A 25,078-nucleotide genomic window follows, 5' to 3' on the forward strand; every position below is an offset into this window, starting at 1 on the left:
TAACCGAAAATCAAACAGCCCTTCCCCCTGGGTCAGGCTGTTTGCTCTCGCTGTTTGGTGCATGTGGAACTCAAACAATAGTCCACATGCATAAAGTTTACACTTGAACCGAACTACTGAACCAGACGGAACGTGTCGCGGGCAATAACCAGTTCTTCGTTCGTTGGAATGATCAGTACTTCTACCTTTGAATTTGCAGTTGTGATCCGGCGAGGCTCGCCAGAACGAATAGCATTCAACGATTCATCCAGCTCGACACCGAGGAATGTCAATTGCTCCAACACTCTCTTACGCAGAACGATGGAGTTCTCGCCTACACCTGCTGTAAATGCAATTACGTCTACCCCGTTCATTGCGGCAGCATACGATCCAATGTATTTGCGCAGACGGTATTCATACATTTCAAATGCCAATGTAGAATTAGCTTCGCCTTTTTCCATACCTTCTGTGATTTCACGCATGTCACTGCTAATACCGGAGATAGCTAAAAGTCCACTATGCTTGTTCAGCATGGAATTGACTTCATTGACAGTCAATTCTTCTTTGTTCATGACATAAGGTACAATTGCTGGGTCCAAATCACCACTACGAGTACCCATCATAAGGCCTTCCAGTGGAGTCATCCCCATGGAAGTATCAACAGACAAACCGCCTTGAACTGCTGTTACACTACCACCATTACCGATATGACAAGTGATAATCTTCAGGTCTTCCAAAGGACGACCAAGGAATTTGGCTGCTTCCTTACTCACAAAATCATGAGAAGTACCGTGGGCACCGTAACGACGAACCTTGTACTTATTGTACAACACTCTTGGAATGGCGTACATATAAGCTTTTTCAGGCATGGTTTGATGGAACGAGGTATCGAATACTACAACCTGCGGTACATCTGGCATATTCAATTCAGCCGCTTTAATCCCCATCATGGAAGCAGGGTTATGCAGTGGCGCCAGGTCAAACAAGCGGCGGATTTCACTCTTCGCTTCAGGCGTTACAACTGCAGACTGTTTGAAGATTTCGCCTCCATGAACCACACGGTGGCCCACAGCCTGAATTTCGCTAGTACTGGAGATTACACCATGTTCAGCATCTGTGAGTGCGTTCAGCACTTTACGGATGGCTGTAGTATGTTCCAAAATTTCGCTAACTTCGGTGTATTCTTCTTTATTGGTTGGCTTATGCGTCAGAATGGAGGAATCCATACCGATGCGCTCTACCAATCCCTTTGCCAAAACGGACTCGTCCGTCATATCATACAATTGGTATTTCAGGGAAGAACTCCCTGCATTGATTACGAGAATTTTCATATCCGGTCACCATCCTTGTCGTACTTAAAGAAGCCTTCGCCCGATTTCACGCCCAGATTACCTGCACGCACCATTTTCTTCAGTACGATGGACGGACGATATTTCAATTCACCAAATTCACGGAACATACGCTCCAGAGCAGCCAAAACGGAATCCAGACCAAAGCGGTCAGCCATTTCCAAAGGACCGTTTTGGAAGTTATAGCCGATTCGCATAGCGTCATCGATATCATCAGCGGAAGCCACGCCTTCTTGAAGTACATGGGCCGCTTCGTTAATCAGCAGACAGATAATCCGGCTTGTTACGAATCCAGGAGATTCATAAATCATGACTCCTTTTTTCTCCACTATTTCTTCCACGAACATCTTAGTGTTTTCAAAGGTATCATCCGAAGTTTTTAAACCACGAATAATTTCTACGAGATCAATACGGGATACTGGATAAATAAAGTGCATACCAATAACACGCTCTGGATACTTGGTCGAGCTGGCAAGCTCGGTCAGGCTCAGCGTGGATGTATTACTTGCAAGAATAATATTGTTTGGACACACATGGTCCAGCTCTTGGAACACTGCTTTCTTCTCGTCCAGATTCTCTGTAATAGTCTCAATGACCATATCACAGCTGCCGAGCTCCGCTAAATGGGATACTTTCTGAATACGGGATAAGATCAATTTTTTCTCAGCTTGAGTAATTGCCCATTTTTCCAGTTGTTTGTCCAGACTCGTTTCAATCATATTGTAGGCGTAGTCTAGTTTCTCTGGTGTCTGCTCTACCAGCAGCACATCGATTCCTTTGGACGCGAGCATTTCAGAAATCCCCTGTCCCATGGTGCCGCCGCCGATGACGCCGATTTTTTTAAATTGCATGATTCTTAACTCCACCCTTTCCTGGTCACTCTCATATATTGTATCCTTCTTTGTCGAAAAATACATGTTTATGTCCCAATAGATAATAATATCTTAGCACGGACTAAAAGTAAAAAAAAATAACCAGCATAAAAAATTATGCTGGTAATAAAGCATTTTCACTAAATTGACATCTAAATTGGTCTCCAGACAAAGTTTCCTCCTTCATTAGGATGTCAAGTGAGTTGTCGAACACAGGACGATGCTTTTCCAGCAGTTCCAAAGTTCGGGTATGCAGGTCAGCCATAATCTCGCCATTTTCCCGCATGAGTTCTTCTTTCGTTACCATTTCCATGTTAATAATGCCAAGTGAAGTCAAACCGGAAGTCATCATCGTATGGACGATGTTCAGCGCCTGCTCAAAATCATTACTAGAGCCGGTACTTCGACCGCCATAGTACATTTCTTCTGCCGTAGCCCCTGCGAGCGAGATCATAATCTGCTCCTCCAGATACTGCTTGGTGTATAAATAATGCTCTTGCTGTGGATTGTGGCGCACATACCCAAGCGCTTTCCCACGTGGGCTAAGTGCAACCTGGCTTACGCTACCAGGACGAACAATTTCGGCCATAATAGCATGTCCCAGTTCATGGATCGCTACACGTTTTTTCTCTTCCAAGGTCGATTCTCGATCTGTCTTTTCACCCATCATCACTTTGTCAATTGCCATCGACAGATGTTTCTGTGCAATCATTTTCTGATCCTGTCTCATCGCATAGATTGCCGCTTCATTCATTACGCTCTCCAGCTGTGCGCCAGAAAACCCATAAGATTCCTCAGCAATTTTATCCAGATTCGCATCTTCCTGAATCGGTTTGTTTTTGGCATGAATTTTAAGAATATGAAGACGGCCCTTCTTATCAGGCAAATCCACTTGAATATGACGGTCAAAACGCCCTGGGCGCGTTAAGGCGCTGTCCAGCATTTCTTTACGGTTTGTTGCCGCAATGATCAAAATCCGCGGTGTATCTACCGAGTAAATACCATCCATTTCTGTCAGCAACTGATTCAAAGTCTGATCATATTCTCGTTGCTGTCCACCCTCACGTTTACCACCAATTACGTCGATTTCGTCAATAAAAATAATTGCATTTTCCTTCTTTTCCTTGGCTGCACGAGTACGTGCCTCCCGGAACAACTCACGCACACGACCTGCTCCAACACCAACGTACATTTCAACAAATTCACTACCTGAGGCTGCAACAAAAACAGAATTAGTATAGTGTGCCGCTGCCTTAGCCATCAGTGTTTTTCCTGTTCCCGGAGGACCTGTGAGCAAAACGCCTTTTAATGGACGGATACCAAACTTGGAGATTTCATCATGTCGATTCAAAAAATCCAAGGCCTCACGCAGCTCCTGCTTAGCGCTTTCTTGCCCACCGATTTCCTCAAAAGTCAGCTTGTCCGGGCCATTTTTTTTACGTTTACGTTCTTGCCCAGCACCTACGGCCAAGCCTCCACGAGCATGCATGAGCATTAACAAGCCGCTGAACATCACACCAGCAACTAGAAGAGGGATAATATTTACCCCAATAAAAACGAGAAATATAATGGTTACCGGCACAATGCCGATTAATATTTCCTTGATCCATCTAGGCATTAGGCCATACCCCCATCTGCTGAGATTGACGTGGCAAAACGATAAACTTGGTCGCTTTCCCTTCGCTGAGTCGGATATAGACATTGTTCGAATCCATGTCGGTATCAGCTTTGATACCCGTCTTTTTCTTTTTCATATGCTCAACTGTAGATGAAATTTGAGTATACTTTCTATTTTCCATCGCTTCGGCTACAGGAAACATAGCCTCAGACCACCATTGATTCAGTGCTGTATTGGAACGGTCTGCAATATCGAGCTTAATGGTGCGGCTGCCAATGATGGATTGTCCTTTTTGCTTAACTACATCGACCAATCCGGCCACATCCGCCTGCGGTTTGAGATCTAGTTTCAATACAACCTGATCCTGTTTAATATCTATTTGAGCGCTTGTCACGCCTGGATATTGAGAAACCAGTTTTTCCAGAGGACTTTGCATTGTAACCTGACGGTAAATGAACCATCCCCCAAATAGCAGCAAAGCTGCCAAAACTGCCGCCACAACGATAGGAACTGCACGCAATTTCAAACAACATCCTCCTCTCAAAATGTAAAACTCAGAAGAAACGGGACGAATGTCAACAAACAACCAAATTGCATGATCTTACAGTGATCAGCAATTCTTTTTTCTATCATTTTTGTCTATCACTTATAAAATATAGTATATCATAACGTATATCTAAAATCGAAGGCAATGTGTGGAGGAGTTGTGATGAGGCAAAATCTTTGGTTATGGTGGAGGTGGGACGCTGCGTGTAGGATTTGATCTTACGATCGCTGTTGCCCGCCATAAAGATGAATTTGCCTTAGGAGAGAAGTTGGGTAGGTAAAGATGCTTCGCTGGCATTCAGCTCATCTTTACGGCATAGCAAGACTAAAAGACGTAAATACGAATTTCATCGCATTTACGTCTTTTTCTTGAGCTTTTAATCATTTACTAGTCATTCATTCCACATCTGCTGATCCTCAACCAGCTTAGTTATTGGGCAAAGTATACTTTACCCCCGTCGCTCCCCCATCTGAAAAACGGTAAAAGGCATAGTAATGATGGCTTCCATCATCGTAAAACAGCTGCCACACATATTCGCCATTGAACACACTCGGCTGGAGGCTTACAATTTTTACACCTGGAAGCTGCTGCTGAATTAGCGACGTCATTTTTTGCTCGTCGACTCCGTTCTTCAGCAGCTCGGTATGAACACCGCTATTATCTGCGGCAGGTACGTTAGGTTGTCCCTCCACTTTTTGAAAAGGAACCCATACCATTATATTTTCATTCTGTGCATTTTTCCCTTGAACCACCCAATATACCTGATCCCACACAGACTTCCATGTTTGAGTCGTGCTAACCAGACCACCTGATTGCTTGGCCTTAATGATAGCGGCATTTTTCTCAGCCACCTGGTCTTGAGTAACATAGGAATAATACCAGAAAATGCTGACCAGGATCAGTATCACGGCCAAAATGGCGACCGCTATCCATTTTTTCTTATTTTTCAAACCCGTGCTTCCTCTCTAAGGGGATGTGACACCTGAATTAGCGCGACAGCAGCCCTTCAAAGGCGGCTTGTGCCTCATGTTTGATACGTTCCTCGTCCATAGTCAGGCATTCGCCGTTTTTCACAACCTGACGACCGTCTACCCACACATGAGCCACGTCCTTGGCGCTTGCAGAGTATACCGCATGGGAAATAAGATCTGTACGCGGCAAGAAATGTGCCTGATTCAGATCCAACGCGATAAAGTCAGCCTTGTTGCCTGCTGCCAACGCTCCTACTTCTTTTAAACCAATCGACTTTGCACCGTATTCTGTTGCCAGACGCAGCGCTTCACTTGCAGGAACTGCCGTAGGGTCACCGGATACACCCTTGTGAATAAGTGCTGCCAGACGCATTTCCTCGAACATATCCAGGTTATTATTGCTGGCAGGACCATCCGTTCCGAGAGAAACCGTAACCCCTGCACGCAGCAATTCAGGCACTCTTGCCACACCACTTGCCAGCTTCAAGTTGCTGCCAGGATTGTGGGAAACCGCTACACCACGTTCTGCCAGTAAAGCTATTTCTTCGTCGTTCAAATGAACGCCATGGGCAACAAGCGAAGGACGGGAGAAAAAGCCAAGCTTATCCAAGTGTGCAACCGGACGCAAACCGTAGTCGCGTACGTTTTGCTCTACTTCGGCGATCGTCTCAGACATGTGCGTATGCAGTGGCAAGTCCAGATCATGCGCAGCTTGTACGAATTTTTCAATAAACGCAGGTGGACATGTATATGGCGCATGCGGTGACATCATCGTTGTAATACGGCCGTCTGCTTTACCGTGCCAGTTACGCGCAAAAGTCACGGCCTCTGCCAGCTTGATTCGCTGTTCTTCCTCCGAACATAGTCCAATTGCTCCACGCATCAGACTTGCACGAATACCTGACTCTTCAGCCACACGAGCCACCTCATCCATATGATCGTACATATCGAGGAAGGTTGTTGTTCCACCTTTCAGCATTTCCAGCACAGACAAGGACGTACCCCAGTACACGTCTGTAGATGTAAACTTGGCTTCCATAGGCCACATTTTTTCCTGAAGCCATACTTGAAGTGCCAAATCATCTCCATGCCCACGCAGTAGAGACATCGCCGCATGACCATGAGTATTGATCAGACCAGGTAAAAACAATAGCCCTTTACCATCGATCGCTTCCGTCTCTTCCTCACCCGCAGGCAAGGTTTCGCCAATATAAGTAATACGACTATCCTCCACAATCATAAAACCATGGACTACCCCTGCTTCTGGTCCATTTACGGCAAAAGATCCGTTTTTAATCATCCATTTATTCACTGTCATATTGTGCTTCTTCCTTTCCGTCCTCCAAATAATAAGCGAGGCTAAGCAAATCAGTTGTAAAGTCTGTGGCATGAATCCGAATGTTGGCTGGTGCCTTGAGAGTAGTCGGTGCAAAGTTCAGGATCGCTCCAATTCCGCTATCAATAAGCCTATCAGCCACGTGCTGTGCTTCAAAATCAGGTACGGTAATAATCCCGATTCGAATGTTTTTTTCTTTCACAGTCGCTTCCAGTTCATCCATCGGTTGCACGACCAATGTATTGATCTTGGTTCCTACCTTATCCGGAAACGCATCAAATACCGCCACAATCTTCATATTGTCTTTTAAATAAGCGTTATAATTCGAAAGGGCTTGCCCCAGATTACCCGCTCCGACCAATACTACATTAATTTGTTGGTCGATTTTCAGGATATGGCGTATTTTCTCAATGAGATAAGAAACATCATAACCGATACCCTTCCGACCAAAATCTCCAAAATAAGCAAGATCTTTACGGATTTGGGCCGGGTTCAAATCTAGCCTCTGTCCCAGCTCTTGAGAAGAGACCGTAGCCACCTCCCGTTTGTGCAGTGCATTCAGATAACGTAAATATACGGGTAACCTCCGTACGACAGCCTCTGAAATTTTATCTGATTTCATACTTGCTCCCCCTAATTGTAACGAACATACTTATGTCCGTCCGTTATGCCTCTGTCTCCGGGGCGGATTGGAGCCATTCGGCGATGCGGGGCACCATTTGCTCCGATGGCATATGCTCCATTTTTGGTCCCGGTAACGAGTACAAAAAGTGCTTTCCGTAATAGGATTCAATCACACGCGTATCATAAACGATAACGACCCCGTGGTCGTTCGCTGTACGTACCAACCGACCAAATCCCTGTTTGAAGCGAATGACCGCTTGCGGTACAGACAGCTTCATAAATGGATTCTTCTTCTGCTGCTGGAGCAGTTCGCTTTTTGCCTCCAGCAGCGGGTGATTCGGCGGTTGAAACGGCAAGCGAACAATGGCTAGACAAGTCAGAGCCTTCCCCGGAATATCGACGCCTTCCCAGAAACTGCTGGTCCCCAGCAATACAGAAGCTTTCGCTTCCTGAAACCGGCGGGTTAGCTTGCTGCGACTTCCACTGTCCACACCTTGTCCCAGCACAGTAATTTCGCTGGATGCTAAGGCCTCTTTGAGCGGCTCATACACTTGCCGGAGCATCCGATAGGACGTAAACAGAACGAGCATTCTCCCACGTGTCGCCTGAGCAGTCGCTCCTAGAGAGCTAACGAGCATATCTACAAAATGCGCATCTCCTACACTGCCCTTCACACTTGGGAAATCCCGTGGAATAACCAGCAACACCTGATCCCTGTAATTAAAGGGTGACGGGAGCTGCGAAGTCATCAGCCGCTCTTGATCTGCGGCCTCCTGTAAGCCGAGCTGATCGATCATGTACTGAAACGACTTATCTACCGACAAGGTAGCAGAAGTCAGAATAATGCTTCTTTTTTTGTCAAAAAACATTTCTTTCAACTGGCGGCTCACATCGACGGGTACCGCATAAAATTGCAATGATTTACTACGGAATTGCCCGCTTGCCTCGAGCCAGTATACGGTTGTTTCATCATCGAGTCGGATAAAAAAGCGCAAATTTTCTCGAATCCCCGCCAAATCCTTGAGCAGACCCGTGATATCTGTAATAAGGCTATCCGCCGCATAATCGTCATGTTCTTCCTTGACGTCCAGCATCAGCTTGTCGCCCTTGCGCAAAATTTCGCTCATCGTTACATATAGCTGATTTTCCAAAGCTCCCGCCTGATCCCACTTTGCAGGCTTGGCCGAAGGTTTGAGACGGGAAGAAAACTGTCCTGTTTCACCCGGTGTCGCATCACTTCGCTCCGGCAACATGCCAAACAGCTTGTCGCTTAGCAGGTCCCAAGTTTCCTTCACCTCTAACACGAGCGGATACAGCTGGTCGATAGTTGAGGCCCAATCTGCCGACTTCTCGTGCCCCGATTTCGCCAACTGTTGACGAAGTGAAGGCAGTTGTCCATTCTTGCTGTCTTTGAACAGTCGCGTCAGTGTATGCACGAGTGTGAAATATTTCATATGCATACCTAGGTGTTTACCAGCTACTTCCTCCAGGTGATGGGCTTCATCTATCACCAGATGTTCATAGCTCGGCAATAACTGATGACTGGCTTTGACGTCTGTGAACAACTTAGAGTGATTCGTAATAACAACATCCGCTATTCCTGCTTCATGGCGTGCACGATGATAATAACATTTGCGGAACCATGGGCAGGAACGACCAAGACAGGACTCTGAATCACTCGCCACCGTTTCCCAGAAATCCCCTCCACGGTTGCTCAGATTCAGTTCTTCATCATCACCGGTTTCTGTTAGCGTCAACCAGACGATCATCTGAGCCGCTGTAATTAAATCTTCCTTCGGTGTAGCGAAGTCTCTTCTGTTTATTTTATGTTCAAACTTACGCAGACACAAATAATGTCCCCGACCCTTGAAAATAGCAGCCCGGAACGGAAACGGAATCACCTTGGTCAGCATCGGAATGTCGCGCTCGCGTAATTGCTCCTGCAGGTTGATCGTATGTGTACTCACCATAACGCGCTGTCCCTTTTTCACACTGTGATACAGCGATGGGAGCAAATAACCCAGAGACTTCCCTGTTCCTGTACCTGCTTCAATCAGCAGATGCTTGTCTTCACTCAGTGCCTGATTCACACCCTCAATCATCTGTATCTGCGCCTCGCGCTCCTCATATTGACTCAAGGATGAACGCAAATTGTCCCGCACATCATCCATGTACTCCTCAAAGGTAACACCTGACAGTGGATTCGGGTCATCTTCTCTACGCGGAGCAGCTAGCTCCGTCCAATCTTCCACTTTTAGCGCAAGCTGACGAAAAAACTGATATCCCTCCAAATCCTGAATAGGATCAAGCTCTTTCTCTTCACGCACCCCATCAAGAAACCATCCAAGGTCACTGTCTTCCTCTGCAAACAAATCACTAAGCCGCTGTATCGTTATCAGAGGTAATGCTTGAAGCTCACCCAGACACTTTAAAAACACCTCGGCCGTAGCCAATGCGTCGCTGTCTGCTTGGTGAGGGCGATCATGTGCCAGCCCGAACTCAGAAGACACAAAACCCAACTGATACGAAGATAGTGATGGAAACATAATTTTCAGAAAATCCATTGTATCCAAGATTCTTCCGCTAAATGGCAAGTATCCGCACCGATCCAGAGCGTTTTGCAAAAAATTAAAATCAAACGCCACATTATGACCGACCAGTACAACATCGTCCAGCATAGGCACAAGCTCCATCATCATTTCTTCAAGTGCAGGTGCATCCTTCACGTCATCGTCTGTAATTCCGGTCAATCCAGTGATAAAAGGTGGAATAGATCTGCCAGGGTTTACATAAGAGCCGTAAACACGGGAAATGCTGTTATCATGATCTATAATTGCAAGTCCGACTTGAATGATGTCATCCGCGGACTGGGTGCCTGTCGTTTCAAAATCCAATACCGCAAATTTCATTCGGGCTTAATCCTTTCTTATGACACTTACAAAAATAATAACTCCGTATATTAGCATAGCAGAAGATCGCGTGTTTGGAAATTAAGACAGCCAAAAAAGACGATGCATACGCCGCCTCAGGAGGTGGGCATGCATCGTCTTACTCGGTGTCTGACAACTACATCCAGGTCATTATGGAGCTGTCGTATCGAAGCTTTTCGGTACCGGACAAACAGGCTTCCATATTGTGCAGCGGCTCGGGTAACGCAGGATCGAACTGATGTGCGAGAGCAAAACATTTTTGCGCCTCCTCTACGTCAGCCTGCTTTGCCAACAGACAGCCTAGCGCATTATAGATGACCGCTTTTAGTCCTGCCTGCTCAGTCAGGTCCAGCACCTTCTGAAAATGGTATACAGCTTCTGCTGGATCATCTAGTTGAAAATAGGCCATTCCCATATACATGCGACTCTGCCAACTGTTCGGAAAATGCTGTAGTACCTGCTCAAATTGTTGGATCGCCTCAGGGTACATAAGTAATCGATAATACCCTTGCCCCCGACTAAAAGCCGGCAGCTCTTTTTCAGGCAGCTCCGTGTCAGACATATCGGTCTCCGCGGAAAAGCCGGCCGCACGCAGGCACACCATTTTTTCCTCAAAGGCCAGCCACTCATCCATAATTCCGTCACTCATTCTCCGCAGCAGACTCCAGTGCTGTAGCAGCTCCTGCCTGCGGGAGCCCTGGGCTGATGGGTAATGCTTCACGATATCATCTAACATGCTGTTCATTTCTGCGAATACATGCTGGAACATGTGCATCCCGCCCTTATGAAAGATGGATTAATACACTCACATTTTTCGCTTAAAAGACGGGTTTCATCCGCACTCCCATTCATTACATGATCGTCGCATGTACTTCTTTGTTCATCGTTTGGGCTGGTTTATTATGTTCATCAACAAATACCACTGTTGGTTTGTATGTTTTGGCCTCTTCATTTGACATGGAAGCATAGGAAATAATAATGACTGTATCACCAGGCTGCACCAAACGAGCTGCCGCACCGTTGAGACAGATCACGCCGCTCCCACGCGGTCCGGGGATAACATAGGTTTCCAGTCGAGCTCCATTGTTATTGTTTACAATTTGAACCTTTTCATTCTCCAACAGATCCGATGTCTCCATGAGATCTTCATCTATAGTGATACTCCCCACATAGTTCAGGTTAGCTTCCGTAACCGTAGCGCGGTGAATTTTGGATTTCATCATAGTTCTAAACATGGGAAAGCACCTCCGCCTTCTGTATTCTTATATTGTCAATCAGTCGGGTACTGCCAAATTTCACAGCTAGCGCTACGATGATGTCTTCCTGAACATCACATAGCCGCTGCTCGGGAAGAAGGGGCTCCAGACCAGGAAAAGTTAAAATTTCAATGTAATCAATGTCTGCTAAAGGAGAGGAAGTAATGGTGGACTCCACCATTTGATGTAACTGACGAATCGTAATTGTGTTTGTTACAATATCTTCGCTCACTTCTTGCACCTTACGCAGTGACTGGGACAGCACCAATGCCTGCTCGCGCTGTTCTGCACTTAAATACACGTTACGGGAGCTGAGGGCCAAACCATCCGCCTCTCTGACGATGGGACAAGGTACGATAGTCACGTTCATATTGAGATCAGTCACCATCTGCTGGAGCACAGCAACCTGCTGTGCGTCCTTCATCCCAAAAAAGGCCAAATCAGGACCTATCATGTTAAAAAGCTTGGCTACCACCGTAGTCACACCATCAAAATGGCCGGGACGGGAAGCACCGCACAAGCGATCTGTCAAAGCGGATACACGAATTTTGGTTTGGGTTGGTTGTGGATACATTTCTGCTACAGTTGGCAAAAATACAATATCCACGCCCTCACGCCGTGCTACCTCCAAATCACGAGCTTCATCGCGGGGATAGCTTTCCAGATCTTCATTCGGTCCAAATTGGATCGGATTTACGAAAATGCTAAGCACCACCGTATCTGCCATTTCACGCGCCTTGTGCATCAAGCTCGCATGTCCTTCATGCAGGTATCCCATCGTTGGTACAAAGCCGACTTTATGTTGCAGTAAAGAGGCAGAATCGTGTACCGTTTTTGCTCCATTGGCTCCAAGTTGCCGACGTTCGGCAATAACCTTGCGTAGTTGAGCCACTTCTCTTACGATGATCATGACTGAGATTCCACCTTTTCCTTAGCTTGTTTCTGCGCTTGTCCTTTTGCCTGTCCGTACAAGGACTCCAGGGACTCCACAACACGGTCATCCGCGCTGAATACATGCTCTGCGGCCGGGAATGCCCGCCCTTTCACATCACTCACATACTGCTCAATGCTGCTGCGGATCAAGCCGCCTACATCGGCATAGGTTTTAACAAAGCGTTTGCTGAAATAAGGAGATGCGTACTGAATCAGATCGTGATAAACAAGTACTTGACCGTCACATCCACGTCCTGCACCGATTCCAATGGTTGGAATGGAAAGTTCTTTAGAAATCGCCGTTGCCACTTCCTCAGTCACCAATTCCAAGACAATACCAAAGGCACCCGCCTGCTCTAATGCCTTGGCATCTGCCATCAACCGGCGTGCGTCTGCTTCGTCCTTACCTTGAATGCGATAGCCACCAATTTGATTAACTGATTGCGGAGTAAGCCCGATATGTCCCAGCACAGGTACACCTGCCTGAACAGTCGCTTTTACGACATCGGTAATTTCAGCTCCGCCCTCCAATTTAACAGCATGCGCATGTCCTTCTTGCATCAGACGGCGGATGCCTTGAAGACTTTCGGATATGCTGCCGTGATATGTCATAAAAGGCATGTCCGCTACGATAAATGTATTCTCAGCGCCTCTTGCAACTGTCCGGGAATGGTACACCATATCATCCAAGGTCACAGGGATGGTCGAATCGTAACCAAGAACTACGTTACCCAGCGAGTCCCCCACGAGAATGATGTCAATTCCCGCCTCCTCGGCTATCTTAGCCGATGGATAATCATAGGCGGTCAGCATACTGAGCGGAATGCCCTCCTGCTTCATTTTTTTCATTTTTACAATATTCAGCGCTTGTTTTCCTGCCATCGCGAATGGCTCCCTTCCATCTTTTTTTGGCACAAAAAATAACCTTTTATGAACGCCTGTACATCTGCGTCATCAAAAGGTCCGAACAGCCAAAAAAGACACTCATTTTGAGATCGTCCCTTCTGTCTCGGTCCTGTTCGGCTCAGAGCAGAATCCAACGTAACCTTCAAATGAAGTTATGATGGTCTTACAAACTTGCTAAAGTAGAGCAATGTGCCCTTGGAGTGCAGCTCGGACCGTCCGATGCCGCCTCCTGCACAGTATAACAAAAAACATCAGCTTTTTCACGTGAAGTTTCACACAGGAAACAGAAAGATTGTGGTCGTATACTCAGCTAGGGTCGCTTCTACAATTGTATATCCCCTGAAATAACCTGAATCCGCTCACCCTGGTTCGTTTCTATCACTAGTGCCCCTGAAGGGTCCAAGCCCACCGCTGTACCTTCTACCGCTATCCCTTGTCCCGTATGTGCCCGAACGCTGCGGTTCATCGTCACGGATAACGCCTCCCACAGCATGGCTATGGGCTGGAACCCCTGCTCGGCATACAACTTACTTAGCAGCTCCATTTCTTCCAGAACTGCAGCAATCAGTGCAGTACGGTCAATTTCAAGCCCTGCTTCTATTTTCAAGGATGTCCCTACATGGGATAGCTCTTCCGGGTAATCTTCTTTATTTAAATTTACGTCAATGCCGACCCCTGCAATACAGTAGCGGACCCGTTGATCCTCTGTTGCAGATTCCAACAGAATACCGGATACTTTGCGACCATGAATCAACAGATCGTTTGGCCATTTGATTCCTGCCTCCACACCCGTCAGCCGACGAATGGCTCTACACACTGCTACACCTGTAAGTAGCGTTAGCTGGGGGGTAAAAGCTAAGGGCTGGGTGGGGCGCAATACAATGCTCATCCATATCCCTTTGCCGCGAGGGGAATACCATTTACGTCCCTGACGTCCCCGACCCGCCGTCTGTTCTTCTGCCAGCACTACCGTTCCCTCCGGCGCATCCTCTTCTGCTAAACGCATAGCATCCTGCTGAGTGGATACCGTCGAATCCAGCACTATGATACGCTGGCCAAACGATTGTGTAGTTAATAGATCTGCCAGTTTGGATACTTCCAATCGGTCAGGCCGAGATATCAACCGATAGCCCCGGCGCGAAGAGGCATCGATATTATAACCCAGCTCACGCAGTTTGTTGATTTGCTTCCATATTGCTGTGCGACTAACGGAGAGGCGTCGGCTAATCTCCTCACCAGATACGTAATCGGATGAACCTTCCTCCAGTATGCCTAACAGTCTATCATGATTATTCACTACTCATCACCCGTTTCACTTCCTGAAGCAATGTTTCTGTTTCATTCGGGATATCTCCGCAAGCGACCGCTTGTAAAAGCCGTTCCATCATCTGCCCCAGCCAAGGTCCACCTGGTCGATTCATTGCCTGAACCAGTTCATTTCCAGTAATATTTAAATCTTTGATACGAACGACGACAGCCTGCTGTGTCCACGAGTTTGCCAGTTCGGCAATCTTCTTCACATGCTTTTCTACCCACGGCGGTAATCCACGGAACGAAGAAGGCAGTGTCTTGTGAAGCTCCAGCCAGTCTGAAGCTGTATCCTTTCCCAGCTTAATTAACAATCGAATCCAGTTACGACGCAGTACCTCGTCGTTGATAGGGTCAGAATCTCTCGAAACAGAGTTGTCAGCTATGGCAACAGCATGGCTGATGAGCTCGGTCTCCCATTCCAATAAATGAACCAAACGCAAACGTACGGCGTTGGAGAAGGTCCAAGCTCTTAATAGCTCGTCCGCTGCCTCGGAGCTAAGTCTACAAGACATAAGGAGCAAACCCCACCGTAGCTCTGCTGGCAGCTGCACGATCTCCTTGAGCGCCTGTGCGTCACATTGTTCCCAGGGAACCGGAACCTTCGTACAGCCAAGCAATCCGCTACGTCCCAGCATCTCCAATCCACGTAATGGGTCAGGCCCCGCTAGCATCTTTTCTAACTCGACTCGTACCCGTTCCATGGCTATATATCGAAGTCCCTCTCTGCGACGGATCATACCTTTCCAGGTATTGTAGGCCACCCGGAACCGAAATACAGAGGCAAAACGGATGCAACGCAGCATTCGCAGCCCGTCCTCCTCAAAGCGTTCCTCAGCTCGTCCCACACAACGAACGAGAGCAGCTCGCAAATCGGCTTCTCCCCCAAACGGGTCCACCCGCTCTCCGTGTTCTGCCATCGCAATCGCATTCATAGTAAAATCCCGTCGCATCAGATCCTCACGGATATCCTTCACGAAGGCAACTTCCGTTGGACGGCGGTGATCGGCATAACCGCTTTCTGTACGAAAAGTGGTCACCTCGAACGCATGGCCACCCTGCATAACCGTTACCGTCCCATGCTGGATTCCTGTCGGAATAACATGAGGGAATAGCGCTAAGACCTGTTCAGGCTCAGCCGAAGTGGTCAGATCCATATCATGAATAGCTCGTCCTAATATCTCATCCCGCACACAGCCGCCAACCCAGTAAGCTTCGTGGCCTGCTGCTGTTAGTGTATGTATGACCTCTCTGCCATGAAGTGCCATCTCTTGGTCAGCGCATTGCCAAGTATTTGTATTCATAGGGTTTCCCCCTTTGCAAGTATTCAATATAAAAAACGGACGCGAGTCCGCCCCCTTAAACGCTGATCGGTTTAAGATCCGGCACCTCGCGTCCCAACACACGGTAATAGATTTCTTCATATTGACGGGTAATCAGCTCATCACAAAAAACGGTACGGGCGCGGGTCAGACACGCTTCACGGAAACGTTCCGCCATCGCTTCATCGGACAACAGCTCAACTGCATAATCAGCCATCGCCTCAGTATTACCAATTTCAGCAAGATACCCCGTACTTCCATGCACAACGAGTTCAGGAACTCCTCCGGCCTGAGAACCGATTGTCGGCACTCCACAGGCCATTGCTTCCAGCGCAACCAAACCAAAACTTTCTTTTTCCGAGGGAAGCAGCAGCACATCCGCCATAGAAATCACTTCTGCGATCTGATCCTGCTTACCTAAAAAGAAGACCTTGTCTTGAAGTCCTAAATCCTCAATTTTGCAACGGATTTTTGGTAGATCCGGTCCTTCCCCCACCAGCAGCAGCTTCGCAGGCACTTTTCGTTGCACTCTTTCAAATATATCCAACACATCGCCCACCCTTTTGACAGGACGGAAATTGGAAATATGCATCATTATTTTTTCATGCGGTTGGGCAAAGTCTCTTCTAAGCGCAGCGGCATCTCGTGGATAATACACCCGTTTATCTACAAAATTATAGGTTAAATCAATAGGCCGTGTAATTTCCAGCGCATCTATCGTCTCCCGAATCAAATCTTTGGAAACCGCCGTCACAGCGTCACTTTTGTTAATAGCCAGCCGAATCAGGTCCTTCAACGACTCATCCTGTGCCAAGACTGTAATGTCCGTACCGTGTAGGGTGGTTACCACCTTCAGATGATCACCCACCATTTCCTTCGCCAAGTAAGCGCATACTGCATGTGGTACCGCATAATGAACATGGAGTACATCCAAATTCTTCATTTGTGCGACTTGGGCCATTTTGGTCGCCAGTGACAAATCATAGGGCGGATATCTAAACACGTAATAATCGTTAATTTCAACCTCATGATAAAAAATATTTTTCTGAAACGTCCCGCCTAATCTGAACGGAATGCTATTGGCAATAAAATGAACCTCGTGCCCTTTTTCTGCCAGCAACTTGCCCAGCTCAGTAGCCACTACGCCGGAACCACCCAGCGACGGATAACAGGTAATCCCAATTTTCAGTTTGTCATTCAAGCTAGCTGCCTCCTTCCGCTCACCAGTGATAACTTTTCTGCCGATTTATTTTAACACTCTGCAAAATGCTCAAGTATAGAATTCTTATGTGAATAGCTTAACCAGATATGGCGTTTTGGACGCAAACCCTTCTGCATACGTAATCAGTTTGCGCTGACCCAACAACGAGTCGCGAGCTTTTACGCGTTCCACATATCCCTGATTTAATGGTGTGGACACTGTATCCTTTCCAGGCGCTGCCTGAAATTGCGAAGCATAACTCAATAACGACTGTTCCTTAACTTCATAATGCTCGGTGATATCCACAATCAAATCCGTTCTGCCAATATCATTGATAAAATAAAAATATAATTGCTCTACCTGTACCGCAGGATTTTCTGGCATAAAACGTCGCAACTTCGCGTTAAATACCGCTTCCTCCACCAACTTGCTACACATGACATGGTCTGGATGCCGATCCTCCCAATAAGGAGCGAATACGACTTTCGGTGCATGGCGCCTGATTTCTGCTGTAACTGCAGCTACATGTTCAGGAGTTACATATAATCCACGATCAGGCAGACCCAAATTCGTCCGCACAGCAAGCCCGAGCACTTTCGAAGCATGTTCAGCTTCTGACATACGAGTATCCACATCACCATTGGATGACATTTCAGCCCGCGTCAAATCGCACACGCCCACCTTTAAACCAACGGCTGTATGCTTGGCAATCGTGCCTCCCATTCCTATTTCTGCATCGTCGGCATGAGCTCCGAAAATCAGGATGTCCAGCGTCATTATATATCACCCTGCTGGTCAATGCCCGGTTTATATTTATGTACCAGCTCACGCCAAGCAAAATCGCCTCGGTCTAGCGCTTTCACCAGTATTTCAGCAGTTGCAACGTTTGTCGCCAAAGGAATCCCCTGCACGTCACACAAACGTAACAAGGCACTAATGTCCGGCTCATGCGGTTGTGCCATGAGCGGATCACGCAAGAATATAATCAAGTCCATGTCATTTTGCGCAACCATAGCCCCGATTTGCTGATCTCCTCCAAGCGGCCCGGACATGAAACGGTGAATTTCAAGCTTGGTTTGCTCCATAATACGCAGACCTGTTGTACCTGTTGAAAATAACTTGTGATCTGTAAAAACATGCTCATAGGCCGTTATGAAATTTACCATTTCATCCTTTTTTCGGTCATGCGCTATAAATGCAATCTTTAACATTCGAAGTTCCTCCTGCCTCATTCTATAATTTCATTCGTCCAATCATTCGCGTATTCTTAATCGATGTAATGCTCAAATCCATATACAAGCCCTGGCTGCTCCATGACCTTCTGAATACCGATTTTAACACCCGGCATATAGCCCGCCCGTTCATAAGAATCCTGACGAATCTTCAGAGATTGTCCAAACCCTCCGAATATCACTTCTTGCTGTGCGAACACACCGGGAAGACGGACACTGTGGACACGAAACCCTTGATAATAACCTCCCCGTGATCCTTCTAACGTTTCTTCCTCTTCCGGGTTACCCTGTCGCAGCTCTTCACGCTGTTCGGCGATCAGCTCTGCGGTCTTAATGGCTGTGCCCGATGGCGCGTCCAATTTTTGGTCACCATGATATTCTATAATTTCCAGATGTGGGAAATATTTCGCTGCCTGAGCCGCAAACCGCATCATCAAAATGACGCCAATTGAAAAGTTTGGCGCGATTAGACCACCAATTTGCTGCTCACGACACTGCTTGTCCAGTTCATCAATCTGTTCGGGAGTAAACCCTGTTGTTCCGATAACCGGACGAACTCCATGCTTGATAGCAAGCGCTGTATGTGCATATGCAAAACGCGGCCCCGTAAAATCGACCATGACATCCGCTCGGCTATCCAGTAATGCCTGCTCCACATCCTCCACAATAGCGATACCCGCTTCCGGTAGTCCGACGAGAAGGCCGGCATCACTGCCGGCATGTGTTCTGTTCACTGCGGCCACAAGCTGTAGTTCCTCATCTTGAAGAACCAATTTGACAACTTCACGGCCCATACGCCCTGCTGCTCCTACAACAGCCACTTTTATTGGTTCTGACATTTCCCTACAACTCCTTATGCATCCATTTGTGCTAGATCTGTTCATTCATCTGCTGGCATAACTTCTTCATGAGGTTGGCAAGCTGCACATTGTGAGGAAACAGTGCAGCCGCCTCACGAGCAGCCTGCACAGCCAGCTTATACTCATTCATTTCGTCATAAATCAATGCGAGCAGCAAAAAAGCATCCCCACATAACGGATCGAGGGCTATTGCTCGTTCCAGTAACAAGATCGCATCCTGACGCACCTGCGGCGTAGCTCTGTCGACATCCAGCATTTTTCTGGCCTTCTCCGTATGCTGCCTGGCTTCCTGCGCATGTAGATGGAGAACATATTCATCCTGCTGTGGAGCGAGACGAACCGCATGCTCTGCATATGCGAGAGCCTGCTCCAAACGACCACTACGAGCATAGGTAACCGAGCACCGGAAATAATGCTCCGCATGATCAGGCTGAGCTGAAATTGCTTTTTCAAACCATTCCACGGCCTGCTCAAAATCGTTCTGCAAAATGCACTGATAAGCTTTCTGAACGTATTCCTCCGCCTTCATGACACTGCACCTCCGGGTAACCGGTTTGGTACAGCATATGTACAAAGCGCCTAATCGGTGTCCTTTTTGGTCCAACGATTCGCATCACGTGTGTTAAATTTATGCATAACCTTATCATGTGCCTCGGTCAAATTTATACCTAGCGAGTTCGCAAAGCAGATGGTGATGAACAAAATGTCCCCCAGCTCCAGCTCAATGGAATTGTCCGCCTCATCCGTTTTTTTCGGTTTCTCGCCAAAGGAGTGATTGACTTCCCTCGCCAGTTCCCCGACTTCCTCAGACATCCGGGCCAACATCGCTAAAGGGCTAAAATACCCTTCCTTAAATTGAGATATATACTGGTCTACCTCACGTTGAATTTCATCTAATGATTTTTCCATGAAACACGCAATCCCCCCATGTGCAGGTTTATTCATATGTTATCGTAAAGCACATTTTAAAACAAATTTTTTTTAATTGTGAACTTACGACCCCAACTTACTGTCATCAGTCTTTTAAAGCTACCGTAAAAAGGTATACTACATATAAGGAGCTGCGATTAGCAAAATCAGCATGAAGTCGTTCTTCCTTAAACTGCTACTGCGAGGGATTATATGAAGATATCCAAGTCCATGGAACAGCTTAAAATGATTTTACCCATTGTGCTCGGGACCGCCATCTATGCATTCGGTCTGCTTTATTTTATTATACCCAGTAAACTGATGGAAGGTGGTATTACTGGGATCACCCTGCTGCTCAATTATGCTTTTTCGATTTCACCCTCTCTCTCCACATTGCTTCTGAACATTCCTTTATTTTTAATTGGATGGAAAATGCTTGGGGGCAAGCAAATTCTATATACAGGGGTAGGTATTGGGTCGCTCACTTTTTTTCTGTGGTTGTATGAAAAAATGATTCATCTCGGATGGATGGGAACATTTCAAACTGAACACGATTTTATACTTTCTTCATTATATGCGGGGGTTACGCTTGGGGCCGGATTAGGTATTGTGTTCCGCTTTGGCGGCACCACGGGCGGCTCGGATATAATCGCTCGTATTCTAAACCGGAAGTTTGGCTGGAGTATGGGAAGGATTATGCTGGTCATTGATATCGTCATTATCGGTGCTTCACTACTTTACATACCAAAAGAAAAAATTCTATATACATTAGTCGCCGTGTTCATCGCGTCCAAGATTATTGATTTTATACAAGAAGGCGCCTATTCCGCCAGAGCCTTTATGATTATCAGCGACCACACGATGGACATTGCGGATATTATTATTAGAGACATGGATCGCGGAGTTACTATTATTCCGGCTGTAGGTGCATTTTCCAAGCAGGCCAAGCATGTTGCCTATTGTGTCGTGCCTCGTCAGGAAATACGACGTTTGCACCAAATTGTTAAATCGGTTGATCCACGGGCGTTTATTATCATACAGGATGTGCATGATGTACATGGAGAGGGGTTCAAAGAGGAATAGCCCGGAAATCCGGGCGATGGGCTAATCTATATGGATGGCTCAGCAGCCAACGACGCGAATGTTCGAATTTGCATCGTTATCCAGAGAAACCAGCTCGATATTTACGATAACCTGCATAGACCAGCGCCAGCAGAACAATCATGCCGATTGCCAATTCTGCCCGGCGCTCACTTTCACGTGGGATAAATGGCGCCAGTGCAGTGGCGTCTTTTTCACGTCCAAACAAGGCATTAAACGTCGGATTTCCCTGATCCAACGCCCCTCTAATGGCTGAGGCATCTGCATGTTGCTGATCCCCCAATCCTTTGACGTAGGAAATCCATGAATCAGCCCGGACAACCTCACTTGTTCTGCCATGAATCAATGCTGCTGTACGGATCGTCTCATAATGGTCCTCCAGCACCGCGGCTCCAGCTTTGAAACCCTTCATGTTACCTTTAGCAAACTGGCTGTTCAAGCCGCTAACATCTTCTTTTAAAATCTTATAATACTGCTGCCATAAGGGCTGACGCGGATGTGCAAGCGCATCTGTCGCAAGTCGTAAATTGGCCGCAGCCTTCACCCACTCATCTGGTGATACTTGGACGGACTGTGTAGCTTGCTGCACCTCAAGGATGCTGCCGGACAAAGCATGAATGGCCTCTACAGATAACGCTGCCTGCACCTGTCCGGTGCCAAACCATCGACTCACCTCGGCTACATCCGCGCGCGCTTTTTCAATGTTCCCGTCCATCACATCCCGGTACAGTATCGCAGCTGCATGATCCAGTTCCTCAATTTCTTTTGTATTTCCTATGGGTTTTGATTGATCATGCGCTTCTGCCACACCTGGAGGGACGCAGACGGACAGCAGCAGGACCATAGATAATACAACACTCGAAACAATACGTATCGTAATTTGAAACGTCTGACCCCTAATCATGGGACATCCCTCCTCACCTTACTGTATGGCAAGGTTACCGGGACTAGAACTTTCTTCAAAATCAAAACCAAAACTTTGTGTAGCTAAATGATTAAAGCTCTTTCTTATTTTATGATCATCACGGATTCCTTTCTATTTCTTCACTTCTACTCTCATTCGATTGCGCGCAAACATGGCAAGCCATGCTGCTACGATACTGACAAGGGTTAGCATATAGGTAAACGCACGCACTTGCGGTACATTATCCATTAGCGTCTTTGGAAGATACGGATATATACCAAATGTATAATCCATCGTATCATTTAACAATGTCCAGAGTGCGGCTAGGCATAAAGCAGCCCATTTGCAGGTGAAAAAACGCACGAACAGTAACGCTTCGACCGCCATTGCCGTGTGAGATGCCACCAGCATCCAATCCTGCCATATCATATGTCCGCCCTGCGCAACTCCCCAAAAAATAATAGCTGAAGCCCATATGCCATATTTTACACTCGTGACAACAGCCAACGCCTCCATGATCTGTCGAATGACCTTCAAGCTCTTGAGACGCGGAGAATAGAGCAAAAATGCTATAGAGATCGTAAAAAACAGACTCGCCGTCGGACTATCAGGCACAAATACAATCTGCCACATCGGATGATAATTTAGAGTATATTCCAACTGCCCCCCATACCATATGTACCCATACACTGTTCCTACCAGATTACACCAGAACAGCAGCCACAAAAAAGGCCGGCTCGTCAAGAACGACCGGCTCCACAAATAAGATAACGACACGCCCTTCATCCTCCGTTCATACGACGGTTGCCTTGTACAGGCCCATCCTACAAAGACTATATCATATCCAAGCGTATCAAAAAAACCTGACCGCCGCTACAGTCAGGTTTGATGATTATAATCTCGAACTAACAATTGGTCTGAAATCCAACTTAGGGTTCCTAAGATTATTCTAACTCATTGCTTTCAGCTCATCCGTAAGATGACGAAAAGCTACTTCATCTCCGGAGGCCAGCGCCTCATCAATATCCTTGTAGAGTTTTTCACTCCGGTGTTTACGTAATGCCTCGTCCAAAACCATTTCAGCAGACAGGCCCAACATTACTTCATAAGTAACCTTCATTTTATCCATAGGATGCACCTCCAACATGAGTTTAAGAGATCCTATATTCTTTTCCTTTCGCCACATAGCTGAGTGCCGTTCGTGACATCCGCTGCAAATCTGCATCTGTCAATTCGCGCACCACTTTGGCAGGTGTACCGAGAGAAAGAGTATAGGGTGGTATTTTGGTATTTTCCGTAACGACCGACCCTGCTCCTATTAAAGCATATTCACCAAGCTCCGCTCCGTTGAGTACAATGGCCCCCATACCGATTAAAGTGCCTTTGCCTACCATACAACCGTGGATTATTGCAGCATGACCTATCGAAATGTCATCCGCCAGCAACAGGGGCTGATCCGTGTTCACATGTCCCACGACACCGTCCTGAATATTGCAGCGTTCACCGATGAAGATAGGCGCCATATCTCCGCGCAGTACGGCATTAAACCATACAGAGGAATCTTGGCCGATCGTTACTTTTCCGACAATTTTTGCTCCTTCTGCCACATAGACAGATGAATGGAGCTGTGGCATGTTTCCGTTATAGTGAATCAGCATCAACTTCACCCTCTCATTTTGGGTGAAATTCTATCAACATGTGTGTTGCTTGTCAATGGAGCCGTATACCCGAGTCGTTCCGCCCAATGCGGCACTCTCCCGCCAACTTCAGCCCCCAGGCTGTCATCTGTACAGAGGGTCCCGTCGGATGTTCACCCTGACGAAGCATACCCAAGTGAAGCATCATTCGTATAATTCTCTGATCAAAGACCGAACGGGGCGTATCATAGTAAAACGGTCGAATCAGTGGGCCGATATGTACAAAAAGCGACTCTGAGGACGTCCACGGCCTGGCACATTCTCCAATCCAGTAGACTAGAGAAAGCAAATTAGGAACGGCTCCTTTATACAGTCTTAACCAAAACCTGAATAGCTGTATCATTTCTTCCTCAATTGTATGCTCCTGATGCGCTTCTCCCTTTGCTGTCAGCACAACCTGGTCCCCTTTCTCCTCGATGTACTTGGAGTGACGGGCATAATCATACAGTAGGGCCATTCGGTCTGGATAAAACTTAAAAGAGGAACCATACCCGAAACGCCATCCTCCCTTACCCAAAAGCGGCTCCGCAATGTGCAAATGCTCCATCAGCTGCTGCTGATTGCGACGGTACCAAGCCCCCTCGGGATTTAGCGGAACCTCATGCTGCCCCATGTATTGAAGGAAAAGCCGTAAATCCTCTGCCAGTAGATGCCCTTCATCCCGGTACGATGACGGTTCGCTTACCCGTGTCATTCCGCTTTGGAAGTCATGTACCATAACACGTCGAAAACGCTCCTTCATATCCAACGGAATTTGGAACAAATACCTCGTGTTGTGCGTCGAACCGTTGAACAACCAGCCACTAGAACGCAGACGGGTCACAATATCTCTTGGCCGCTCACCAGGATTTTCGTCCTCCTCAACAGACTGTTTGGCTATTGCAATCAATTCCTCCATGCTGAAATACGGTCGGTCATCGAACAGCAGTGCGTTCAAAAACCTTACCTCTGACAACCTCAGCTCCTTGACCTGCGCCTCAAAAAAACTACTGCTGCCGAGCTTCGTCAAAATCCCCTGGATCAACTCATGCTTGGAATTAGGTTTACAGTCACAATCGTAATACACCGCGATTCTGTTCAAATGCACAATATCCGCAAATGTCAGCATATCCGCCAGATTCATTGTTCCATCGCCTCGTCACTGGACTGTCATCCGGAATTGATTCTTACCTGTTGTACCCACAGCTTTGACGGATTGTTCAAACTCTAAACCTCTTTTTTTG

Annotated in this window: 26 protein-coding genes; 1 reads left to right on the plus strand and 25 read right to left on the minus strand. The window is 47.0% G+C overall.

Annotated features, from left to right (window positions below; translation table 11 throughout):
- Window positions 1-113 precede the first annotated feature (113 nt).
- The 20 genes from MKX46_RS04310 to MKX46_RS04405 form a co-directional block, all read right to left on the minus strand.
- Window positions 114-1,310 (minus strand): acetate/propionate family kinase, encoded by a 1,197-nt coding sequence (locus MKX46_RS04310; RefSeq protein ID WP_039271124.1) that lies wholly within the window; start codon window positions 1,308-1,310, stop codon window positions 114-116.
- On the minus strand, window positions 1,307-2,179 hold the full coding sequence (locus tag MKX46_RS04315; RefSeq protein ID WP_029517374.1) for a 3-hydroxyacyl-CoA dehydrogenase family protein: 873 nt from the start codon (window positions 2,177-2,179) through the stop codon (window positions 1,307-1,309). The genes MKX46_RS04310 and MKX46_RS04315 overlap by 4 nt, the downstream gene beginning before the upstream one ends.
- Before the next feature lie 136 nt (window positions 2,180-2,315).
- Window positions 2,316-3,818, minus strand: a complete 1,503-nt coding sequence (locus MKX46_RS04320; RefSeq protein ID WP_029517373.1) for an AAA family ATPase — start codon at window positions 3,816-3,818, stop codon at window positions 2,316-2,318.
- Window positions 3,811-4,344: a hypothetical protein gene (locus MKX46_RS04325; RefSeq protein WP_069011509.1), complete on the minus strand. Its 534-nt coding sequence runs from the start codon at window positions 4,342-4,344 to the stop codon at window positions 3,811-3,813. The genes MKX46_RS04320 and MKX46_RS04325 overlap by 8 nt, the downstream gene beginning before the upstream one ends.
- Before the next feature lie 446 nt (window positions 4,345-4,790).
- A complete protein-coding gene (locus MKX46_RS04330; RefSeq protein WP_039271118.1) occupies window positions 4,791-5,315 on the minus strand; it encodes a cell wall elongation regulator TseB-like domain-containing protein in 525 nt (174 codons plus the stop codon).
- A 37-nt stretch (window positions 5,316-5,352) separates the two neighbouring features.
- A complete protein-coding gene (locus tag MKX46_RS04335; RefSeq protein WP_069011508.1) occupies window positions 5,353-6,654 on the minus strand; it encodes an amidohydrolase in 1,302 nt (433 codons plus the stop codon).
- Entirely contained in the window at window positions 6,641-7,294 is a 654-nt protein-coding gene (locus MKX46_RS04340) for a redox-sensing transcriptional repressor Rex (protein WP_029517369.1), read from the minus strand. The genes MKX46_RS04335 and MKX46_RS04340 overlap by 14 nt, the downstream gene beginning before the upstream one ends.
- A gap of 43 nt (window positions 7,295-7,337) precedes the next feature.
- A complete protein-coding gene (gene dinG, locus MKX46_RS04345; protein WP_318627170.1) occupies window positions 7,338-10,205 on the minus strand; it encodes an ATP-dependent DNA helicase DinG in 2,868 nt (955 codons plus the stop codon).
- Between the two features lie 157 nt (window positions 10,206-10,362).
- Entirely contained in the window at window positions 10,363-10,995 is a 633-nt protein-coding gene (locus MKX46_RS04350) for a tetratricopeptide repeat protein (RefSeq protein ID WP_209947376.1), read from the minus strand.
- Between the two features lie 82 nt (window positions 10,996-11,077).
- Window positions 11,078-11,461, minus strand: coding sequence for an aspartate 1-decarboxylase (gene panD, locus MKX46_RS04355; RefSeq protein ID WP_013371641.1), 384 nt, complete (start codon window positions 11,459-11,461; stop codon window positions 11,078-11,080).
- Window positions 11,454-12,392, minus strand: a complete 939-nt coding sequence (gene panC, locus MKX46_RS04360; protein ID WP_069011505.1) for a pantoate--beta-alanine ligase — start codon at window positions 12,390-12,392, stop codon at window positions 11,454-11,456. The genes panD and panC overlap by 8 nt, the downstream gene beginning before the upstream one ends.
- Complete coding sequence (gene panB / locus MKX46_RS04365; protein WP_039271112.1) at window positions 12,389-13,297, minus strand: 3-methyl-2-oxobutanoate hydroxymethyltransferase; 909 nt, start codon at window positions 13,295-13,297, stop codon at window positions 12,389-12,391. The genes panC and panB overlap by 4 nt, the downstream gene beginning before the upstream one ends.
- Window positions 13,298-13,643: 346 nt before the next feature.
- Window positions 13,644-14,618 (minus strand): biotin--[acetyl-CoA-carboxylase] ligase, encoded by a 975-nt coding sequence (locus tag MKX46_RS04370; protein WP_029517364.1) that lies wholly within the window; start codon window positions 14,616-14,618, stop codon window positions 13,644-13,646.
- Complete coding sequence (locus MKX46_RS04375; protein WP_318627169.1) at window positions 14,611-15,933, minus strand: CCA tRNA nucleotidyltransferase; 1,323 nt, start codon at window positions 15,931-15,933, stop codon at window positions 14,611-14,613. Before MKX46_RS04375 ends, MKX46_RS04370 begins: the two co-directional genes overlap by 8 nt.
- A 55-nt stretch (window positions 15,934-15,988) precedes the next feature.
- On the minus strand, window positions 15,989-17,152 hold the full coding sequence (bshA, locus tag MKX46_RS04380) for an N-acetyl-alpha-D-glucosaminyl L-malate synthase BshA (RefSeq protein WP_029517362.1): 1,164 nt from the start codon (window positions 17,150-17,152) through the stop codon (window positions 15,989-15,991).
- A gap of 84 nt (window positions 17,153-17,236) precedes the next feature.
- Window positions 17,237-17,929, minus strand: coding sequence for a bacillithiol biosynthesis deacetylase BshB1 (gene bshB1, locus MKX46_RS04385; protein WP_341039512.1), 693 nt, complete (start codon window positions 17,927-17,929; stop codon window positions 17,237-17,239).
- Window positions 17,929-18,363, minus strand: coding sequence for a methylglyoxal synthase (mgsA, locus tag MKX46_RS04390; RefSeq protein WP_029517360.1), 435 nt, complete (start codon window positions 18,361-18,363; stop codon window positions 17,929-17,931). Before mgsA ends, bshB1 begins: the two co-directional genes overlap by 1 nt.
- A gap of 56 nt (window positions 18,364-18,419) precedes the next feature.
- The gene (gene dapB, locus MKX46_RS04395) at window positions 18,420-19,223 is read right to left on the minus strand and encodes a 4-hydroxy-tetrahydrodipicolinate reductase (RefSeq protein WP_039271105.1); all 804 of its coding nucleotides are present in this window, start codon (window positions 19,221-19,223) and stop codon (window positions 18,420-18,422) included.
- A 31-nt stretch (window positions 19,224-19,254) separates the two neighbouring features.
- The gene (locus MKX46_RS04400; protein WP_029517358.1) at window positions 19,255-19,773 is read right to left on the minus strand and encodes a tetratricopeptide repeat protein; all 519 of its coding nucleotides are present in this window, start codon (window positions 19,771-19,773) and stop codon (window positions 19,255-19,257) included.
- Between the two features lie 50 nt (window positions 19,774-19,823).
- Window positions 19,824-20,153 (minus strand): nucleotide pyrophosphohydrolase, encoded by a 330-nt coding sequence (locus tag MKX46_RS04405; protein ID WP_029517357.1) that lies wholly within the window; start codon window positions 20,151-20,153, stop codon window positions 19,824-19,826.
- Between the two features lie 213 nt (window positions 20,154-20,366).
- Between MKX46_RS04405 and MKX46_RS04410 the strand changes: the two genes are divergently transcribed.
- Window positions 20,367-21,236 (plus strand): YitT family protein, encoded by an 870-nt coding sequence (locus MKX46_RS04410; protein ID WP_029517356.1) that lies wholly within the window; start codon window positions 20,367-20,369, stop codon window positions 21,234-21,236.
- Window positions 21,237-21,312: 76 nt separating this feature from the next.
- Here the strand turns inward: MKX46_RS04410 and MKX46_RS04415 are convergent, their stop codons facing one another.
- From MKX46_RS04415 to MKX46_RS04435, 5 genes are all read right to left on the minus strand, one after another.
- On the minus strand, window positions 21,313-22,158 hold the full coding sequence (locus MKX46_RS04415) for a sporulation protein YpjB (protein WP_340932484.1): 846 nt from the start codon (window positions 22,156-22,158) through the stop codon (window positions 21,313-21,315).
- A gap of 132 nt (window positions 22,159-22,290) precedes the next feature.
- Window positions 22,291-22,935 (minus strand): DUF1405 domain-containing protein, encoded by a 645-nt coding sequence (locus MKX46_RS04420; RefSeq protein ID WP_029517354.1) that lies wholly within the window; start codon window positions 22,933-22,935, stop codon window positions 22,291-22,293.
- A 172-nt stretch (window positions 22,936-23,107) separates the two neighbouring features.
- Entirely contained in the window at window positions 23,108-23,287 is a 180-nt protein-coding gene (locus tag MKX46_RS04425; protein WP_013371655.1) for an IDEAL domain-containing protein, read from the minus strand.
- A 22-nt stretch (window positions 23,288-23,309) separates the two neighbouring features.
- The gene (locus MKX46_RS04430) at window positions 23,310-23,816 is read right to left on the minus strand and encodes a gamma carbonic anhydrase family protein (RefSeq protein ID WP_069012436.1); all 507 of its coding nucleotides are present in this window, start codon (window positions 23,814-23,816) and stop codon (window positions 23,310-23,312) included.
- 52 nt (window positions 23,817-23,868) lie between these two features.
- Complete coding sequence (locus tag MKX46_RS04435) at window positions 23,869-24,978, minus strand: hypothetical protein (RefSeq protein ID WP_069012435.1); 1,110 nt, start codon at window positions 24,976-24,978, stop codon at window positions 23,869-23,871.
- Between the last annotated feature and the right edge of the window lie 100 nt (window positions 24,979-25,078).

Origin of the sequence: Paenibacillus sp. FSL P4-0113 (genome assembly GCF_038009305.1) — a bacterium.
Classification (GTDB): Bacteria; Bacillota; Bacilli; order Paenibacillales; family Paenibacillaceae; genus Paenibacillus; species Paenibacillus polymyxa_D.

What these genes read in the sequence shown, in the direction of transcription:
- MKX46_RS04310 (WP_039271124.1), bottom strand. Translation starts at nt 1,310, where the DNA reads ATGAAAATTCTCGTAATCAATGCAGGGAGTTCTTCCCTGAAATACCAA.
- MKX46_RS04315 (WP_029517374.1), bottom strand. Translation starts at nt 2,179, where the DNA reads ATGCAATTTAAAAAAATCGGCGTCATCGGCGGCGGCACCATGGGACAG.
- MKX46_RS04320 (WP_029517373.1), bottom strand. Translation starts at nt 3,818, where the DNA reads ATGCCTAGATGGATCAAGGAAATATTAATCGGCATTGTGCCGGTAACC.
- MKX46_RS04335 (WP_069011508.1), bottom strand. Translation starts at nt 6,654, where the DNA reads ATGACAGTGAATAAATGGATGATTAAAAACGGATCTTTTGCCGTAAAT.
- MKX46_RS04340 (WP_029517369.1), bottom strand. Translation starts at nt 7,294, where the DNA reads ATGAAATCAGATAAAATTTCAGAGGCTGTCGTACGGAGGTTACCCGTA.
- dinG (WP_318627170.1), bottom strand. Translation starts at nt 10,205, where the DNA reads ATGAAATTTGCGGTATTGGATTTTGAAACGACAGGCACCCAGTCCGCG.
- MKX46_RS04350 (WP_209947376.1), bottom strand. Translation starts at nt 10,995, where the DNA reads ATGTTCCAGCATGTATTCGCAGAAATGAACAGCATGTTAGATGATATC.
- panD (WP_013371641.1), bottom strand. Translation starts at nt 11,461, where the DNA reads ATGTTTAGAACTATGATGAAATCCAAAATTCACCGCGCTACGGTTACG.
- panC (WP_069011505.1), bottom strand. Translation starts at nt 12,392, where the DNA reads ATGATCATCGTAAGAGAAGTGGCTCAACTACGCAAGGTTATTGCCGAA.
- panB (WP_039271112.1), bottom strand. Translation starts at nt 13,297, where the DNA reads ATGGCAGGAAAACAAGCGCTGAATATTGTAAAAATGAAAAAAATGAAG.
- MKX46_RS04375 (WP_318627169.1), bottom strand. Translation starts at nt 15,933, where the DNA reads ATGAATACAAATACTTGGCAATGCGCTGACCAAGAGATGGCACTTCAT.
- bshB1 (WP_341039512.1), bottom strand. Translation starts at nt 17,929, where the DNA reads ATGACGCTGGACATCCTGATTTTCGGAGCTCATGCCGACGATGCAGAA.
- mgsA (WP_029517360.1), bottom strand. Translation starts at nt 18,363, where the DNA reads ATGTTAAAGATTGCATTTATAGCGCATGACCGAAAAAAGGATGAAATG.
- dapB (WP_039271105.1), bottom strand. Translation starts at nt 19,223, where the DNA reads ATGTCAGAACCAATAAAAGTGGCTGTTGTAGGAGCAGCAGGGCGTATG.
- MKX46_RS04400 (WP_029517358.1), bottom strand. Translation starts at nt 19,773, where the DNA reads ATGAAGGCGGAGGAATACGTTCAGAAAGCTTATCAGTGCATTTTGCAG.
- MKX46_RS04405 (WP_029517357.1), bottom strand. Translation starts at nt 20,153, where the DNA reads ATGGAAAAATCATTAGATGAAATTCAACGTGAGGTAGACCAGTATATA.
- MKX46_RS04410 (WP_029517356.1), top strand. Translation starts at nt 20,367, where the DNA reads ATGAAGATATCCAAGTCCATGGAACAGCTTAAAATGATTTTACCCATT.
- MKX46_RS04415 (WP_340932484.1), bottom strand. Translation starts at nt 22,158, where the DNA reads ATGATTAGGGGTCAGACGTTTCAAATTACGATACGTATTGTTTCGAGT.
- MKX46_RS04425 (WP_013371655.1), bottom strand. Translation starts at nt 23,287, where the DNA reads ATGGATAAAATGAAGGTTACTTATGAAGTAATGTTGGGCCTGTCTGCT.
- MKX46_RS04430 (WP_069012436.1), bottom strand. Translation starts at nt 23,816, where the DNA reads ATGCTGATTCACTATAACGGAAACATGCCACAGCTCCATTCATCTGTC.
- MKX46_RS04435 (WP_069012435.1), bottom strand. Translation starts at nt 24,978, where the DNA reads ATGAATCTGGCGGATATGCTGACATTTGCGGATATTGTGCATTTGAAC.